Source organism: Bacillus sp. AK25, assembly GCF_048270685.1.
Lineage (GTDB): Bacteria > Bacillota > Bacilli > Bacillales > Bacillaceae > Bacillus > Bacillus altitudinis.
In genome coordinates this window covers 2,316,804-2,334,413 of record NZ_JBLUWC010000001.1, presented here as the reverse complement: position 1 = coordinate 2,334,413, position 17,610 = coordinate 2,316,804, and the positions used below count along the sequence as shown (strand labels likewise).

Sequence of the window (17,610 nt, the reverse complement as noted above, 5' to 3'; positions counted from 1 at the left end):
CGAGAAAGAGAGAATTTTGGAGAGACTTCATTTTTAAACAAAAAGGGAGGAATGAAAACATGTCGGGAAACAAAGGTGTCGTTTACAAAGGAGCAGGAAATGTAGCAGTTGAGGATATTGGATACCCTGATTTGGTTTTAAGGGATGGCCCTGGTGTACCTAAAGCCAATGTTGGACGTAAGTGTGAGCATGGCGTCATTTTAAAAGTGGTGACAACAAACATTTGCGGGAGCGACCAGCACATGGTAAGAGGGCGTACAACTGCGCCTGAAGGACTTGTCCTTGGTCATGAAATTACTGGTGAAGTCGTTGAAGTTGGACGAGATGTAGAGTTTATCCAAAAGGGTGATCTCGTATCAGTTCCATTTAATATTGCCTGTGGTCGCTGCGTCATGTGTAAAGAACAAAAAACCCATGTGTGTTTAAATGTGAACCCCGATCGACCTGGCTCAGCTTATGGATATGTAGATATGGGCGGATGGGTTGGCGGCCAATCGGAGTACGTCATGGTGCCATATGCTGATTTCCAGCTACTCAAATTTCCGGACAAAGATCAGGCGATGGAAAAAATACTTGATTTGACGATGCTTTCTGATATATTCCCGACAGGTTTTCATGGTGCTTATACGGCTGGCGTAAAGCCGGGCTCTACCGTCTATATTGCTGGTGCAGGGCCAGTAGGTCTTGCAGCAGCGCATTCCGCTCAGCTCCTTGGCGCTTCTGCTGTCATCGTCGGCGATCTCAATGAACAAAGGCTCGAGCAGGCGAGAAGCTTTGGCTGCGAAACGATTAATTTACGAAAACATGATCGAATCGGTGAACAAATGACAAACATCCTTGGAGAGCCAGAAGTCGACTGTGCGGTCGATTGTGTCGGTTTTGAAGCTTCAGGTCATGGAGATCAAGGAGAAGCACCAGCCACCGTTTTAAATACAATTATGGATATTACCAAAGTTGGCGGTAAACTTGGAATTCCAGGACTTTACGTCACAGAAGATCCAGGTGCTGTGGATGAAGATGCAAAAGTTGGATCTCTGAAAGTGCGAATTGGACTTGGCTGGGCCAAAGCCCATACTTTTGTGACAGGCCAAACCCCTGTCATGCAATATCACCGCAGCTTGATGAAATCTATTTTAAGCGGAAGAGCACAAATCGCCAAAGCCGTTAATGCAACTGTTATTTCTCTTGATCAAGCCCCTAAAGGGTATAGCGATTTTGATTCGGGTGTGGCGAAGAAATTTGTGATTGACCCGCATGGCATGATTTCTAAATAATGATCCATCGAAAAAAACTTACAGGATTTTTCCTGTAAGTTTTTTTGTTTATAAATATAAAAAGACCTATACTGTTCTTCTACATTTCATAACGTGGTAAAATGAGTAAATTGGAAAAAATGATCTTTAGTTGAAAGACATACCATAAAACAGTTGGCAATGATTGGACAGGATTATGATAGATAGGAAGAATAGAGGAGAGATTACAATTGCTAAAAGTACAGAACATCATCAAAAATTATGAGGGTAAACAAGTATTAAAAGGGGTTAGCTTCCACTTGAAACCTGGTGAATCATTTGGGCTTTTGGGCCCTAATGGTGCAGGGAAATCAACCTTAATCGGTATCATGACAGGACTTATACATGCAACGAGCGGGACTGTTACGATTGGAGGCATTGATCTACATAAAGAAACAAAGCATGCACAGCAATTGATTGGTATTGTTCCACAAGAGATCGCTTTATATTTAGATATGTCAGCAAAAGAAAATTTAACGTTTTGGGGGAAAATGTATGGACTTAAAGGAGAAGAATTAAAAAGCAGAGTACAAGAAATCCTTGAATTAATTGGTCTGGGTAATAGAGCGAATGATAAGGTGAAAGTATTCTCAGGAGGGATGAAAAGAAGAGTGAATATCGGATGTGCGATTTTGCATCGGCCAAAACTATTAATAATGGATGAGCCTACAGTGGGTATAGACCCGCAATCCAGAAATCATATATTAGAAACAGTTAAAACGTTAAATAGTGAAGGAATGACGATTATTTATACGAGTCATTACATGGAGGAAGTCGAATATCTATGTGAAAAAATAGCTATTATGGATCAAGGTTCTTTCATTAAGGTAGGTGATTTAAGTGAATTGGCTGAGCTTGTTGGAGAAAAAAGAGAAATCATTTTTACGATTAAATGTGAACAAGGACAAAAGGATATGGAGCGAGTGTGCCAATATATAAATGAATACCACCCATTGAATGACTTTATGGTGCAGGAAAATCAAATCAAATTATTTGATGACAACCCTCAGCATTTACTAAGTCAACTTATTCAAGGTGTAACCGCATTAAATGTTCAATTAATTTCAGCAGAAGTTGTAGAACCAAATTTAGAAAATGTATTCTTGTATTTAACAGGTAAGAAATTACGAGACTAGACCGAATAGAGGTAAGTATATGAGTATTTGGGTTGTACTGAAAGATCTATTATTGTTTTTTAGGGATAAGAAAAGCTTTTTTACACTTTTTTTTATGCCTATCATATTAATTGCTATTTTAGGTGCAGCATTTGGAGATAACATGAAGAAAGATAGTGAAGTCAAGATCAATTCATTTCGAATAGGAATAACAGATCAGGATAAGTCCGCTACAAGTAAAATGTTTCTTTCAACTTTGTCTAAGAGTGAAATCAGTGACATATTTGAGGTGAAGGTCACCTCGAAAAATCAATTAGAGAAAGATTTAAATAGTAGAGACATTACAATGGGTATAATCATCAAGCCGAATTTTGAAAAAAGCATATTAAATCACGATCATGTGCAATTGAATATTTTGAAAGGACCTAATTCAAGCTTACAGGAAATGGTCCTAGAAAATGTGGTTTTGCAATTCTTTCAAAATTATCATATGAATCGTATTCTGGTGCCGTTGAATCAAGGTAAAGAAGTGGAGGTCGTGTCTGATCAACTGAAAAAAGAACTAGTGAACGAAAGGAATATTCATATCAACAGCCAGCCGATTACATCCTTCCAATACTACGCAGGCGGGATGGGTGTGCTTTTTTTATTAATGACTGTTGTTTTCTTGGTTGGCAGTATGATAGAGGAAAAAGAAGAAGAAGTTTATAAAAGACTACTAGTATCAAAATTAAGCAATACTAGTTATATCATTGGAAAGTTATTGGGCATTATTTTAATGAGTATGATTCAACTTGCGGTCATTATTTTATTTACTAGCTTTGTCTTTAAGGTGAACTGGGGAGAGCCTTTTACTGTTGTTATGATCGGATGTAGTTTTATATTAAATGCTGCGGGTTTCGGGGTGCTGATTGGTTCTTTTATCAAAAGAGAAAAAACGTTTAATAGTGTGGGGATTTTAGGCACTCAAGTGTTAGCTGCTTTAGGCGGGAGTATGGTGCCCTTATACTTATTCCCACAATGGGTGATTGATACCAACTATTTTTTACCTAATTCTCTTGCACTTCAAATGTTTTTGAAAAGTATGGCAGGTGCTGATTTTAGTGAAATTCAAAACGGATTATTACTTAGCTGTGGGATGGGAATGGCTTTCTTCATCATTGCTTTATTAAGAATGTCTTTTGAAAGGAAGCATCGTTATGCATAAAATATTAGCCATTATCACGTTAAAGTTAAAAGAAACATTAAAGTCCCCATTGACCCTCATTTTTTTATTTGTGATGCCAATTGTATTCAGTTTTATCTTTGGTAGTACCGCATCTGATACAAAGAAACCGACAGTTGCTTTTATTCTAGAGCCCAGTCAAGGTAAACTAGATCAAGAAATTTTTCAAATTCTCGAAAAAAACACCAAATTTCTCTGGGTAAAGGCAACTGAAAGCGACGCAAAAGATTTAGTATCTGAAGAAAAGGTAGTTGCGTCTGTGAAAGTCGTAAACCAATTAAAGTCCCATTTAAAAGAAAATAAAGAGATTTTTGATGTGACAGTTTATAAAAAAACTGAAGAATATGCAGTCTTATCTCCCTATTTAAAAGAGACAGCTGCCATCATTTATCAAATCAATCAGGGTGTGAAAGAGCAGAAAAGTGTTTCTCTCACCAATGCATTGAACAAGTTAAATGAATCTGGCACGATTTCATTGACCGAAAAAAATCAAAATGGTCAAGCAAGCCAGCAACCAAATTTAATACCGCTTGGCTTTACCATTATGTTTATGATGTTTGCGATTTCAAGCTCTTTGTCATCTATACATTTGGAGTATAAAAATTATACATGGCAAAGATTGCTTTCGAGTCCCATCCATAAAATATATGTACTTCTGGGCTATTTAATAGCATATTTCCTTCTTGGATGGATACAATTGGGTGTTCTTTTGACCATCTTATCTATTTTCTTTAATGTCTACTTAGGCAACCTGTTTCTTATTTTATTGTTCGGATCATTTGTTATAGGCCTTGTCGTAAGTTTAGGATTTATGATAGCTACTTTATCTCAAACAAAAAAACAAGCTGAAATCTTTAGTGCAATTGTCATTGTAGGATCGTGCATGCTGGGTGGTATTTATTGGCCTCTAGATATCGTTCCAGACATTATGAAGAAGATTTCTTTGACTATACCGCAAACATGGATGATGTCTGGTTTTGGTGAGATTATGAGCGGCAATGTTAATCTTTCTATCTTATTATTAGATGCGACGGTTTTAATTGCTTTTACGGTGGTCTTTATGATCATTGGTTTGAAGAGTATCAGATCCTATTAATCCTTTGTTCTTCTAAAAAGCCCTCTATAGCTATGTAGAGGGCTTTTTGTATACACGTGATTTACTTTAAATGATTGGATAACTCGTTAATATTTAATGGTGAAAGAAATTGAAGGCTGCCCAAGTAAATATTTCACATTACCCATTGAGAAGGATATAATCCTCTGTTAAATCAACAAACGCCTTCAAAGCAGGAGACATCCATTTATTTTTATGCCAGAATAGTTGGATTTTCGTTGTGAGACAGGGTCCCATCCAATTGATTTTAATCATATGACCTTCTGTTATTTCTCTTTTTATAGAAATTTCGGGAAGTACAGCAATTCCTAAACCAGCCATTACACATTTTTTTATGGCTTCTACATCTGCTAGTTCTAGTTTACTTCTCGGTTTTGCTCCTGCCTGTGTCAAAGAGTGTTCAAAGGCATAACGATAATCGCAGTCTTCAGTTAACAACAATCTTTGCTCGTCTAAATCGATAGGATATACTTTTTGTTTTTTGCTCAATGGATTTGTTGGACAGCATACAATGGCCATCGGTTCATCTTTTAATTCTTTTACAATTAAATGTGAGGATACGACAGGATTCATCGATAATAGGGCGACATCAATTTGTCCTTCCAGTAATAGATTTAAAACATCCTTTTCAGCTATTCCGGGACGGAAAATCAGTTCTACTTTAGGATACGTTGTTTGAAAGTCCGTTAAAATATGAGGAAGTCGATAGGTACATTGTGTTTCAGATGCACATATTCTTAAAATGCCGCTTGGCTCACTCATCCCGCCAACAGCCTCTAATGCTTCTCCTGTTAAACCTAAAATCTTATCCGTATAATCTTGAAACTTCATGCCAGCTTCAGTTAAAATGACCCTTTTTCCAAGCCTTTCAAAAAGAGGGGTTCCTAACTCTTCTTCTAATGCAGCGATATTTGTCGTGATACTAGATTGAGCATAGCCAAGTATTTGTGCTGTTTTTGTAAAGTTTAATACTTTTGATGCTGTTTGGAACATCATCAGTTGCTTTATTTCCAACGTCAATCCCTCCTAAATCGGATGAGCCGATTGATGCAATCAGAAAACTTCTATAGATAGATCATAACATTTTTACTATGATAAAAGTAGGCGCTTTCATTATTTAGAATGTTCAGATTTTATAGGGGGGATGGCTTTGTTTGAAACGATTGTCAATTCAATAAATGACTTTTTATGGACATATATTTTAGTCGTTATGTTAATAGGGATTGGAATCTACTTTACGATGAGAATGAAGTTTATGCAAATTGTTTTACTAAAAGAGATCTTCCGTTCTATATTTGAAAAAACTCCAAAAATAAAAGGGAGTCAAGACATTTCTTCAATGCAAGCTTTCTTTATCGGAGCAGCGACGAGGATTGGAACTGGAAATATGGCAGGTGTTGCTATTGCCATCACAGTTGGTGGTCCTGGAGCTATTTTCTGGATGTGGTTTGCAGCAGTTTTAGGGGGAGCTTCTGCATTTGTCGAAAGCACACTCGCTCAAATATATAAAGTGAGAACAAGTGATGGTTTTAAAGGTGGGCCAGGCTATTATATACAAAAGCAATTTGGACTGAAATGGCCAAGTAGGATCTTTGCCTTTTCTGTTATTCTTAGTTTTGGCTTAATTTTTAATGCAGTACAAACGAACACCATCACAAATGCCTTTCGATATTCATTTGGTATCAGTCCAATTGGTATGGGGGGATTCGTAACCATTCTTACGGCTCTCATCATTTTTGGTGGTGTAAAGAGAATTGCCCGCTTTACCCAAATCATTGTGCCAATCATGTCCTCGTTTTATATTATCTTAGCACTTTATGTGATTGTCACAAATATCGCTGATGTACCCGCAGCATTAGCAAGTATTATGAAAAGTGCGTTTGGATTAGAGCAAATGGTTGGAGGCGGAATCGGCGCTGCAATAATGAACGGTGTCAAACGCGGTTTATTTTCCAATGAAGCAGGAATGGGAAGTGCGCCAAATGCAGCTGCTGCTGCGCATGTTTCACACCCAGTAAAACAAGGGTTTGTTCAATTATTAGGCGTATTTTTTGATACATTAGTTGTTTGTAGTTGTACAGCATTTATTATTATGCTATCAACAGTAGAAACAGCAGGTGATTTGTCAGGTATTGAAATTACTCAAGCTGCAATGGCGCAGCATTTCGGTTCTTGGGCTAGTATTTTCTTAGCATTTGCGATCTTTACTTTTGCATTTAGCTCCATTGTAGGTGGCTACTATTACGGTGAAGCCAATATCGGTTTTATTCATAACAGTGTAACCGCGCTATTCGTGTATCGAATCACTGTTTTAATGATGATTATGTTTGGTGCTCTCGCCAACTTACAAATCGTTTGGACATTAGCGGACTTGTCGATGGCGATTATGGCTATTGTTAACTTGGTTGCCATTGCGATTTTAGGCAAATTTGCTTTTGCGGCTCTTAATGATTACATGGGACAAAGAAAGGTAGGAAAGAACCCTGTTTTTTACGCTTCTACCATTCCTGGTTTAAAAGGAATAGAATGGTGGGGAGCAGAAAAACAAGCGATTAAATCAACAAATGAAGGGGTAGAAAATCAATGATAAATTTTGAATATGATTGTCATACGAAAATGATCATGGGGGCGGGGAAATCTAAAGATATTGCCTCTATTGTAGAGGACATTGTATTGCCTAGTGCTACAATTATGATTGTGACTGACCCTGGTGTAAAAAGCGCAGGATTGGTGACGCCTATTGAAGCATATTTGCAAGAAGCTGGTTATTCCGTTGTCGTCTTTGATCAAGTATCTCCAAACCCAAGAGATCATGAATGTCTAACGGGTGCAGAGCTCTTTAGAAAAGTACAAGCATCAGCGGTTATTGCGATTGGCGGAGGCAGCCCAATGGATACGGCAAAAGCCATTGCTTTATTAGGTCCAAATGGCGGTAATCCTGAAGAGTATATAGCAGGCAAGAAAGCGTACACAAATGTATCACCCTTAATTTGTATTCCAACCACGGCTGGAACTGGCTCTGAGGTGACCCGTTCATCTGTGATTACGTTAGCTGCTTCACATAAAAAAATCACCTTAAAACATGCCTTGCTTCGACCAACTATTGCGATTTTGGATCCTGCTCTTACTTCTACGGTGCCAAAAAGTATAACAGCGGCAACAGGTGTTGATGCACTGGTCCATGCGATTGAAGGCTATACATGTAAAGAAACAAACCCTATTTCTAAGGCGATGGGGGCAAGCGCAATGAAAACCATTGTGACCTATTTACCGAAGGCGTATGAAGACGGGTCTGATTTAGAAGCAAGATACAAAATGCAGGAAGGCAGTTTACTCGCTGGCTTATGCTTCGGTTCCGCTGATGTAGCAGCTGTGCATTGTTTAGCCGAAGCGCTCGGTAGTCTTTATGATACGCCTCATGGTATCGCAAATGCTGTGTTTTTACCTTATGTCATACAATTTAATGCAGCTGAAAACAAATCATTGCACATAGAGCTTGCAAACATTATGGGGTTTGCAGATAAAACGGATGCAGATGATGTGGCGATTCAAAAATTAATGGATGGTATGTATACATTCACAAAGAATTTAGGTATTCCATCACTAAAAGAATTATCTTATGTAAAAGTAGAAGATTTTGAAAAAATGGCTGAACTAGCAGAACAAAACAACTCTACAAAAAGCAATGTTCGTGCCGTTACGAAAGCGGACTACTTAGATATACTAAAGGCTGCTTTTTCATATAGTCATACAGAAAAAGAGCCGAATAGAATGACTGAATGATAAACACAAACTTTCCCAGACTTTACACAAGAAGCAAACGACTATGTCGTCAATATGGAGAATTACAAATATACCACCCTCCTAATGTATGATTTAGGTGGTGGTTTTTCCCATTTGACTAGGTATCGTGTATACATGAGTGGTATGATAGACGACAACATCTCATGAGAGAAAGGATAGGATACGATGAATTTTCACAATAAAACAGTCGTTATCACTGGCGCAGCCAATGGAATTGGTGAGTCGATCGCGTATGGCTATGCGAAAGAAGGGGCGCGTGTTGTGCTTGCGGATATTGACGAAGAGAAGGGCAAGCGCTTGGAAGATCAGCTGAAAAAGGAGTCCTTTGAGGCTTTTTTTAAAAAAACGGATGTGAAACAAGAGAAGGATATTCAAGACATCATGTCGGCTGCTGTGGCTCGTTATCAAACGATCGATATTCTCATCAATAATGCAGGGGTTATGTGTACAAAATCGCCTTATGAGCTAACGGTTGATGAGTTTGATCATGTGCTGCATACAAACCTACGAGGTGCTTTTTTATGTGCAAGGGAAGCGGCACGTTATATCAAAGAGAATCCAAACGGCGGTTCCATTGTGAATATTTCATCTACCCGTGCGACCATGTCAGAGCCTCATACAGAAGCGTATGCTGCATCAAAAGGCGGGATATCAGCACTTACTCATGCGCTGGCTGCTTCTTTTAGTCAGGATCATATAACAGTAAACAGCATTTCCCCTGGATGGATTGAAACGAAGGATGAGAAAAATTTGCGAGAAATTGACCATCAGCAGCACCTTTCCAATCGAGTAGGAACGCCAAAGGATATTGTCAAAGCTTGTTTTTATTTAACAGATGAAGACAATCAATTTGTGACAGGAACAGATTTGGTTGTTGATGGCGGTATGACTAGAAAAATGATTTATTCGGATTAACATGAAAAAACATTGACGTCTTGACGGAGGCGCAGTACAATATAGAACAATTCAGCTGAAGATCGTGATGAAAAAAAGATAAAGCGCAAATAGAGAAGAGTATGTAATGGCTGCCCCACACAGAGAACTCCGTGAAGCTGAGAAGGAGCTGGGAAGCGTTACAGAACCAAGCCTCTTAGCTCTGCACCGGATTCATTGTGATGGTGGTGCAGCGGCATTCTCCCGTTATAGAGATGGGTTAGCGATAACCTGCTAAGGTTCATCTGGTAACAGGTGAATGAACTGAGGTGGCAACGCGGAGTCAATCCCGTCCTCAAGACAGAAATGTCTTGGGGGCGGGATTTTTTTATGACAAAAAGGAGGGCACCACGATGAAAAAACATTGGCGGGATATGAGCTTGTTACTTGGAGCGATTGGTATTGCGAACATAGGAGAATGGATTTATATGATTGCTCTCCATCTGCTGATTTTTCAGGAAACGGGATCCGTTCTTGCTGTAACAGCCGTCTATATGTTAAGACCTGTCTCGGCTCTTTTAACAAATAGCTGGTCTGGTAGTTTAATAGATAGACTGAATCAGCGGAATGTCATGATCAGTCTAGATCTATGCCGGGCCATTCTGATTGCTTGTTTACCCTTTGCCTTATTTTCAGGCCACTTATTGATCGTATATGTGATGCTATTTCTCATTCATATGGCACAAGCCATGTTTCATCCAGCTTCGATGGTGTATATGACAGCACTAATCCCGGCGGATAAACGAAAACGGTTTAATGCCATTCGATCTATGCTTCAGTCTGGTGGATTTTTACTCGGACCCGCCGTAGCAGGGTTGCTGTTTCTCATTGGTACACCAGTCCTTTCAATTTATGTAAATGCAATCTGCCTTTTGATATCTGCTGTTTTGACGATGTGTTTACCGACTTTGTCAAAAGCAGCCGGGGCACAAAAAGGCTTTTCTCTCTCAGTGTTAAAGGAAGATGCAAAACTTGTCTTTCGTTTCAGTCTCACATCCCGTCAAGTGATGGCCGTGTATTTATTATTTAGTGCCGCCATCACGGTGCTGCCGACTGCGATTGACTCACTTGAAGCAGCTTTTGCAAAGGAAGTGCTGATGTTGACCAATACCGAATATGGGTTTCTTGTCAGTGTAGCTGGGGCAGGGATTATCGCAGGGGCATGTCTCAATACGGTCATTGTCGAAAGGCTGCCTATTTCAGTGATGCTTGGTGCGGGAAGTTTGTTTGTGGCTTTTGGATACTTGATCTATGCTTTTTCAAGCACATTGACTGTCGCAGCAGCTGGCTTTTTTGTTCTAGCTTTCTTTTTAGCATTTGCAAACACCGGTTTTATGACTTTTTATCAAACGAATATCCCGGTAGAGGTTATGGGGAGAGTGGCAAGTTTTTATGCGTTATGTGAAGCTGTTCTGACGATGATGATGACAGGAATATGCGGCGCATTGGCGCATGTTTTATCGATACGTACTTCTGTCATAATTGGCTGCATATGTATGCTTCTTATTTGTCTGTTGCTATGTTTTGTCATTTTTCGTCCATTGACTGTCAAAAAAATAGTGCATCTTACTTAGAAAATTAAAAAAATTATGATATCATTATTTAAGTAAGTTAATTAAATTGATGAGAAAAGGAGTCTTACAAATGAAAGCACTACGCTGGCACGATCAAAAGGACATTCGACTAGAGGAAATTGATGAACCAACAGTTGCTCCAGGAAAAGTGAAACTGAAAGTAAAATGGTGCGGCATTTGCGGTAGTGATTTACATGAATATTTAGGCGGACCGATCTTTATTCCTGTGAATGAACCTCATCCACTTACAAAAGAAAAAGCACCCATTACATTGGGACACGAGTTCTCTGGTGAAGTTGTAGAAGTTGGAGAAGGCGTGAGTAATTACAAAGTAGGCGATCGAGTGGTTGTTGAACCTATTTTTGCAACTCACGGGCACCAAGGTGCTTACAACTTAGATGAAAACATGGGCTTCTTAGGACTTGCTGGTGGCGGTGGAGGATTCTCTGAATATGTATCTGTCGATGAAGAATTACTTCATTTGTTACCAGACGAAATTTCATATGAGCAAGGTGCACTTGTTGAACCTTCTGCAGTTGCTTTATATGCGGTTCGTTCTAGTAAAGTGCAAGCTGGGGATACAGCAGCTGTGTTTGGCTGTGGGCCAATCGGTTTACTTGTCATTGAAGCATTAAAAGCAGCTGGTGCTACTGACATTTATGCAGTGGAATTATCAAAAGAGCGCCAAGAAAAAGCAAAAGAACTTGGAGCGATCATTGTAGATCCTTCTCAGTATGAAGATGTTGTTCAAGAAATCGCACGCCGTACAAATGGTGGAGTCGATGTTTCTTTTGAAGTGACAGGTGTACCTGTTGTATTGAAGCAAGCAATCCAATCAACTAGAATTTCAGGTGAAACAGTCATTGTGAGCATTTGGGAAAAAGGCGCAGAAATTATGCCGAATGACATTGTCATTAAAGAACGTACAGTCAAAGGAATCATCGGCTACAGAGATGTTTTCCCATCTGTATTAAACTTAATGAGAAAAGGCTATTTCTCTGCAGATACACTCGTCACGAAAAAAATCAAGCTGGACGATGTGATCGAAGATGGCTTCCATGCATTAATCAATGAAAAAGATCAAGTGAAAATTTTAGTCAGTGCTGAATAAGTAGGACGATAAAGAGAATGGCAGATGCCGTTCTCTTTTTTTTTATAAGAGCATGCGATTTTTCATAAAGAGGGCATCGGCTGAATAGTGATAAGTGCAAAGGTTTTTGTAAATAAAGGAGATGACATCATGTTTTATCACATTAAAGAACTGCAATATGAAGCAAAGCCCTCTAAGCCGGACCCTCTTTATGCGAAAAAATTACAAGAGGTGTTAGGCGGTCAATATGGAGAAATCAGCGTGATGATGCAATATTTATTTCAAGGGTTTAACTGCCGAGCGGATCAAAAATATAAAGATTTGCTCCATGACATTGGAACGGAGGAAATCGGTCATGTCGAAATGCTGGCAACGATGATTGCTCGATTACTTGATAATGCCCCAGTTAAAGAACAAGAAGAAGCGTATCAAAGTGATCCAGCACTTGCAGCCGTCATGGGCGGAATGAATCCTCAACATGCAATTGTTGCAGGCTTAGGGGCAATGGCAGCAGATAGTCAAGGGTATCCGTGGAATGCAAAATATATCATTGCAAGCGGAAATTTAATGGCTGACTTCAGGGCAAATTTGAATGCGGAGTCACAAGGCAGACTTCAGGTTACACGGCTTTATGAAATGACCGATGACCGCGGAGTGAAGGATATGCTCTCCTTTCTCATTGCTCGTGATACATATCATCAAAATATGTGGCTGGCTGCAATTAAGGAATTAGAAGAACGAGAAGGGGATGTCGTTGTTCCAACCACCTTCCCGCGCTCACTGGAAAAACAGCAAGTATCCTATGATTTGTTTAACTTCTCAAGAGGAGAAGAAAGCAAAGAAGGCAGATGGGCACATGGCCGAAGTATGGATGGAAAGGGAGAATTCAGATATATTTCTGCTCCTGTCGTGTTCGGCTCTGCGCCTAAACTCAAACCAGCACCGAAAGAACTATATAACACACCGAAAAAAGGAGAATAAAAAAGTCGATCAGGGTTTGTACCTGATCGACTTTTTTAACGTCCAAGAGATTTTCCGTACACGCTGACTCGTTTCTCTAACAAAGCAAAAGCGAGTTCAAAGAAAATACTAAGCATCCAATAGATCAAAGCAGAGACAAGATACGTTTCTAAAAATTTGTAGCCGTCATTTGCAATGATGCGAGAGATTCCCATGATTTCCAGTACACCAATTGTAAACGAAAGGGATGTGGCTTTTAACAGCTGAATGAGCTGATTCCCTAGGTTTGGCAGGGCAACCACAAACGCTTGCGGTAAAATAATGCGAATCATCGCCTGTCTAGTGGTCATGCCAACGATTTTCGCCGCTTCAAGCTGCCCTCTGTCTACTGCAAGAAGTGCACTGCGGACCACTTCGGTTAAATGTGCGGCTGAATGCAGGCTGAAGGTGATAAGGGCAACGGTAAGCGGGGAGACCAGATCCGGGTGGAAGGTCAAACCAAAAGTGCCATTCATATTGGTCAAAACAAATGGAATGCCATAAAAGAAAGCTAACAACTGAACAATGAGAGGTGTTCCTCTAAAAAATGAGACATAGAGCGTGACCAGCTGGCGGAGCACAGGGATACGAAAGAGGCGAATGAAAGCAAAAACAGATCCAATCAAAAGGCTCACAGCCATAGAAACAAGTGCAATCAATAAGGTAAAGGGAACGCCTTTTAGAATATGTGGTATTTGGTCAATCGCAAATGATATATCAATGGTTTGCATCAAATCGCCTCCTTAGCGTGACAGGCTGGTGCGGCCTTTCACAAATTTTCTTTCCAGTAGCATCGTGATCAGTTCAATACTGATGCAAATCAGCCAATACACAATTGCAATGATGACGTACACTTCAAACATCCCTATCCCGTAGTTATTGCCTAGGATGATTTTGACCTGTCCCATCATATCAATGAGTCCGATTGTAAATGCAATGGCGGTATCTTTCACGAGATCAATGGTGTAATTTCCGAGGTTCGGAAGTGCAATGAGAAAGGCTTGCGGAATAATGATCCTCATTAATGCCTGCGAATCTGTCATCCAAACAATGTAAGCTGCTTCAAGCTGATCTTTCCCAACAGAAGAATATGCACTGCGAAAGACTTCAGATAAATAAGCGCCCGTATGTAACGAGAATGTGATCATCACAAATAACACACGATCCCAATGATTGATTTGAATTCCGGCCATGAGTAAAAGCTGAGGCAGGCCAAAATAAATCAGAAATAACTGAACAATGAGCGGTGTACTTCGTGTAAATGACAAATAAATGACCGCCAATTGTTTCAGCACTGGAATTTGTTTGATTCGAATGCAAGCAAACAGCAATCCGATGATGATGGCAAAAAACAATGACACCACAATCATAAGAAATGTGAGCGGCAGACGATCAACCACTTGTAAAAAGATTCTCAGCCAATCTCCAGCTGTAAACGTCATGGCGCTTCCTTCCTTTCTTCATATTGATAGCCTTGCTCTGATATATAGTCAATATCTTGAAAGAAATCAACGCCAAACCATTTCTTCGCAAGATCAGGTAATGTTCCGTCTTCTATCATCTCTTGTGTCACTCGGTCCAATTCTGATGCTAGTTTCTTTTGACTAGGCTGTAAGACAAGATAAATAGGTTCCTTTGAGACAATGCCGCCCACTTTGACTTTCAGGTGAAGATGTTTTTGAATCGTATCAAAGGTCGAAATATTCATAAAAGCCGCATCGGACCGTCCACTTTCGACTCGTTTTAAATTGAGTTCGTTTGAAGGGCTTTCAATGGTCGTGAGCGGAATTTTCCGATCATTTTCTTCATTATATTGATTTAATATGGAACGAAGGCCGCCGCTAGGACTGACGGGAGCGAGCTTTTTTGATGTCATATCGTCTAGAGATTGAATATCTTGCTCTGATTCATTCACAATTAAACCTGTCATCGAAAAGCCGTATGGAACCTTAGGATAAAGAAAGCGTTTTTCACGTTCAGGATTACTAAAAAACCAATTAGCCGCCATTTCAAATTTCCCAGCGCCGATCCCAATTAAATTGGATTCTTCCTCGCCAAAGATATAATCAAAATGAATGTGTGGCAAACGTTTCTCGACTTCATTTAAATAATCGATGTTATAGCCAATCGGCTCGTTGCGGTCATTTGTGGCTAAAAAAGGCGGATTGACTTCTGCGCTTAGTGCGACTTTGACAATTTGTCTGCCATCATCTGTTGTCGTTTTCACACTGCTACAGCCAATGAGAGAGAGGAGAAACAGAAGGATACTAGCGGCAGTGAATAAAGTCTTGCGCTTCATCTGTCTTCCTCCAATCCTTGCCACATCCCGCGATGAATTCTTGATAAAAATTGTTTCGTCCGTTCATGCTGTGGCTTCATCAGGACGTCTTCTGGTGAGCCTTTTTCAACGATTTCCCCATCTGCCATAAAGATCACTGTATCCGCTACATCTTTTGCAAACGAGATTTCATGCGTCACAATGACCATCGTCATGCCTTGGCTCGCAATATCTTTCATCATTTCAAGGATTTCTCCGACCATCTCTGGGTCCAGTGCGGACGTTGGTTCATCAAACAAAAGCACCGCAGGATTCATTGCAAGCGCACGGGCAATTCCGATCCGCTGCTGTTGACCTCCGGATAATTCACTTGGAAACGCATCTTTTTTATGAAGCAGCCCAATTCGCGTTAACAATTGCTCTCCGATTTTTTCCGCCTCTTTTTTAGACATGTTTTGAGACACAATCAATCCTTCTGTGATGTTTTCAAGAGCTCGTTTATTTTGAAACAAGTGATAATGCTGAAACACCATAGACGATTGCTGTCTGAGTTTTAGAAGATCTTTTTTTCGATATTGTTCAAATTGAATCGTGGCCTCTCCAACTGTCAGCGTTCCTTTGTCTGGGATATCAAGGCTGTTTAAACTGCGGAGAAGGGTTGTTTTTCCTGATCCGCTCGGTCCAATAATGGCGACCACTTCACCTTCTTGTACGGTGAAATCAATTCCTTTTAACACATGAGTTGACCCATAGGATTTATGTAGATTAGTAGCAGAAATCATAAAAGCATCACGTTCCTTTGACATATGTACTTAATATTGATAAAATTTAACACATTAAATCCTATAAGTAAAGTGTGTTTTAATAATACCTATTGGATAAATCGGATATGATAGATTGCAAGAAACAGAGGAGTTGGATACGTTTTGTCTAAAGCATTATTTGTCGATACAGATTTTCAAAAAAATTGGCTAGATCAACTAGAATCCCTTCGTGAAACGATCGAACAATCTGCAAAAGAACATGATGAGGGTGCCTATTTTCCTAAACAGAATATCGAATCATTAGTTAAACTGGGCTATACAACGTTGTCTCTGCCTGTTGAGTACGGGGGCGGGGGTCAATCTGTAAAGGATATGGTCCTTTTTCAAGAAACACTAGGAAGTATGGATGGAGCAACTGCCTTATCGATCGGCTGGCATCAAGGAGTTGTTGGTGAAATTTATGAAAAGAAACTATGGAATGAGAAGCAGCTGCAATTTTTTGCTGAAGAAATCAAGAATGGGGCTCTTGTGAACCGGGCCGTCAGTGAGGCGCAAACAGGGAGTCCAACAAGAGGGGGCAAACCTGGAACAACTGCAACGAAATCAGGAGATCAATGGGTGATCAGTGGCAGGAAAACATTCACAACGATGTCACCAGCACTCACATATTTTCTCGTCGGTGTATGGATCGAAGAAAAAGAAGCGATGGGCTTCTTCTTAATTCACCGTGATACAAAAGGTGTTTCTATAGAAGAAACGTGGGATGTTGTTGGCATGAGAGGAACAGAGAGCCATGATTTAATTCTAGATCATGTGGAAGTTCCAGATGACATGTTGGTTGAAGTGCAAAAAGGACCTCGGGGCGGTACGTTAAACCCTTGGATCGCACATATTCCTTCCTGTTATTTAGGGATTGCACAAGCGGCAAGAGACTATGCTGTTCAGTATGCCATCACCCATTCACCGAACAGTATTAGCGGAACGATTAGCGAACTGCCAAATGTCCAAACACTGATTGGCGAAATTGATTTACTACTAAAGCAAGCACGTCATGTCATCTATTCAACGACAACATTGTATGAGCAGTCAGAGAAAAGAGAGCTGTTAATCAATGAATTCGGTGCTGTGAAGCATACAGTCGTCAATCATAGTCTGCAAGTGGTCGATAAAGCCATGCGTTTAGTCGGTGCAAAAAGCTTAAGCCTTAGCTGCCCGCTTCAACGTTACTATCGAGACATTCGTGCTGGCCTTCATAACCCACCAATGGACGATATGACCATTTCGAAAATTGCAAAGCAAGCGATTGAAGAGAAAAAATGGAACGTACAATAAACAGAAAGCCGGATAAAACCGGCTTTTTTTTATTTGGCAGAAAAGAGGACAAGCGTACCTTATGTCTTATCGCTCAACATGCTAAAATCG

At 40.0% G+C, this 17,610-nt stretch carries 16 protein-coding genes and 1 other annotated feature; of the genes, 11 read left to right on the top strand and 5 right to left on the bottom strand.

The window, feature by feature from the left end; translation table 11 throughout:
- Positions 1–59 precede the first annotated feature (59 nt).
- From fdhA to ACNO7B_RS12135, 4 genes are all read left to right on the top strand, one after another.
- Complete coding sequence (gene fdhA, locus ACNO7B_RS12150) at positions 60–1,274, top strand: formaldehyde dehydrogenase, glutathione-independent (RefSeq protein ID WP_017358089.1); 1,215 nt, start codon at positions 60–62, stop codon at positions 1,272–1,274.
- Positions 1,275–1,483: 209 nt separating this feature from the next.
- On the top strand, positions 1,484–2,428 hold the full coding sequence (locus tag ACNO7B_RS12145) for an ABC transporter ATP-binding protein (RefSeq protein WP_410685076.1): 945 nt from the start codon (positions 1,484–1,486) through the stop codon (positions 2,426–2,428).
- A 19-nt stretch (positions 2,429–2,447) separates the two neighbouring features.
- Positions 2,448–3,614 (top strand): ABC transporter permease, encoded by a 1,167-nt coding sequence (locus tag ACNO7B_RS12140; protein WP_410685077.1) that lies wholly within the window; start codon positions 2,448–2,450, stop codon positions 3,612–3,614.
- Positions 3,607–4,728: an ABC transporter permease gene (locus ACNO7B_RS12135; protein WP_410552099.1), complete on the top strand. Its 1,122-nt coding sequence runs from the start codon at positions 3,607–3,609 to the stop codon at positions 4,726–4,728. Before ACNO7B_RS12140 ends, ACNO7B_RS12135 begins: the two co-directional genes overlap by 8 nt.
- Positions 4,729–4,866: 138 nt before the next feature.
- Here the strand turns inward: ACNO7B_RS12135 and ACNO7B_RS12130 are convergent, their stop codons facing one another.
- Positions 4,867–5,760: a LysR family transcriptional regulator gene (locus ACNO7B_RS12130; RefSeq protein WP_410685080.1), complete on the bottom strand. Its 894-nt coding sequence runs from the start codon at positions 5,758–5,760 to the stop codon at positions 4,867–4,869.
- A 130-nt stretch (positions 5,761–5,890) separates the two neighbouring features.
- On the opposite strand from ACNO7B_RS12130, the gene ACNO7B_RS12125 reads away from it, so the two are divergent.
- The 6 genes from ACNO7B_RS12125 to ACNO7B_RS12100 all read left to right on the top strand — a co-directional run bounded on the left by ACNO7B_RS12125 (position 5,891) and on the right by ACNO7B_RS12100 (position 13,128).
- Positions 5,891–7,333 carry an alanine/glycine:cation symporter family protein gene (locus ACNO7B_RS12125; protein WP_338335389.1) on the top strand — a complete coding sequence of 481 codons (1,443 nt, stop codon included), beginning with the start codon at positions 5,891–5,893 and terminating at the stop codon, positions 7,331–7,333.
- Positions 7,330–8,529 carry an iron-containing alcohol dehydrogenase gene (locus ACNO7B_RS12120; protein WP_255233997.1) on the top strand — a complete coding sequence of 400 codons (1,200 nt, stop codon included), beginning with the start codon at positions 7,330–7,332 and terminating at the stop codon, positions 8,527–8,529. Before ACNO7B_RS12125 ends, ACNO7B_RS12120 begins: the two co-directional genes overlap by 4 nt.
- A 186-nt stretch (positions 8,530–8,715) precedes the next feature.
- A complete protein-coding gene (locus ACNO7B_RS12115; protein WP_338335388.1) occupies positions 8,716–9,465 on the top strand; it encodes a glucose 1-dehydrogenase in 750 nt (249 codons plus the stop codon).
- Positions 9,466–9,542: 77 nt separating this feature from the next.
- Positions 9,543–9,783, top strand: a binding site (T-box leader).
- Between the two features lie 53 nt (positions 9,784–9,836).
- Positions 9,837–11,057, top strand: coding sequence for an MFS transporter (locus ACNO7B_RS12110; protein WP_338335387.1), 1,221 nt, complete (start codon positions 9,837–9,839; stop codon positions 11,055–11,057).
- Between the two features lie 70 nt (positions 11,058–11,127).
- Positions 11,128–12,168 carry a 2,3-butanediol dehydrogenase gene (locus ACNO7B_RS12105; protein WP_017358082.1) on the top strand — a complete coding sequence of 347 codons (1,041 nt, stop codon included), beginning with the start codon at positions 11,128–11,130 and terminating at the stop codon, positions 12,166–12,168.
- A gap of 129 nt (positions 12,169–12,297) precedes the next feature.
- Entirely contained in the window at positions 12,298–13,128 is an 831-nt protein-coding gene (locus tag ACNO7B_RS12100; protein ID WP_007501404.1) for a manganese catalase family protein, read from the top strand.
- Between the two features lie 35 nt (positions 13,129–13,163).
- Here the strand turns inward: ACNO7B_RS12100 and ACNO7B_RS12095 are convergent, their stop codons facing one another.
- From ACNO7B_RS12095 to ACNO7B_RS12080, 4 genes are read right to left on the bottom strand one after another with little or no spacing between them, the layout of a single operon-like run.
- On the bottom strand, positions 13,164–13,877 hold the full coding sequence (locus ACNO7B_RS12095) for an amino acid ABC transporter permease (protein ID WP_366968114.1): 714 nt from the start codon (positions 13,875–13,877) through the stop codon (positions 13,164–13,166).
- 12 nt (positions 13,878–13,889) lie between these two features.
- On the bottom strand, positions 13,890–14,588 hold the full coding sequence (locus ACNO7B_RS12090) for an amino acid ABC transporter permease (protein WP_417901554.1): 699 nt from the start codon (positions 14,586–14,588) through the stop codon (positions 13,890–13,892).
- A complete protein-coding gene (locus ACNO7B_RS12085; protein WP_417901553.1) occupies positions 14,585–15,445 on the bottom strand; it encodes an amino acid ABC transporter substrate-binding protein in 861 nt (286 codons plus the stop codon). The genes ACNO7B_RS12090 and ACNO7B_RS12085 overlap by 4 nt, the downstream gene beginning before the upstream one ends.
- A complete protein-coding gene (locus ACNO7B_RS12080; protein ID WP_024718348.1) occupies positions 15,442–16,206 on the bottom strand; it encodes an amino acid ABC transporter ATP-binding protein in 765 nt (254 codons plus the stop codon). The genes ACNO7B_RS12085 and ACNO7B_RS12080 overlap by 4 nt, the downstream gene beginning before the upstream one ends.
- Positions 16,207–16,350: 144 nt before the next feature.
- Here ACNO7B_RS12080 and ACNO7B_RS12075 point away from each other — a divergent pair, with 144 nt between their 5' ends.
- Positions 16,351–17,520, top strand: coding sequence for an acyl-CoA dehydrogenase family protein (locus ACNO7B_RS12075; RefSeq protein WP_417901552.1), 1,170 nt, complete (start codon positions 16,351–16,353; stop codon positions 17,518–17,520).
- Positions 17,521–17,610: the final 90 nt, after the last annotated feature.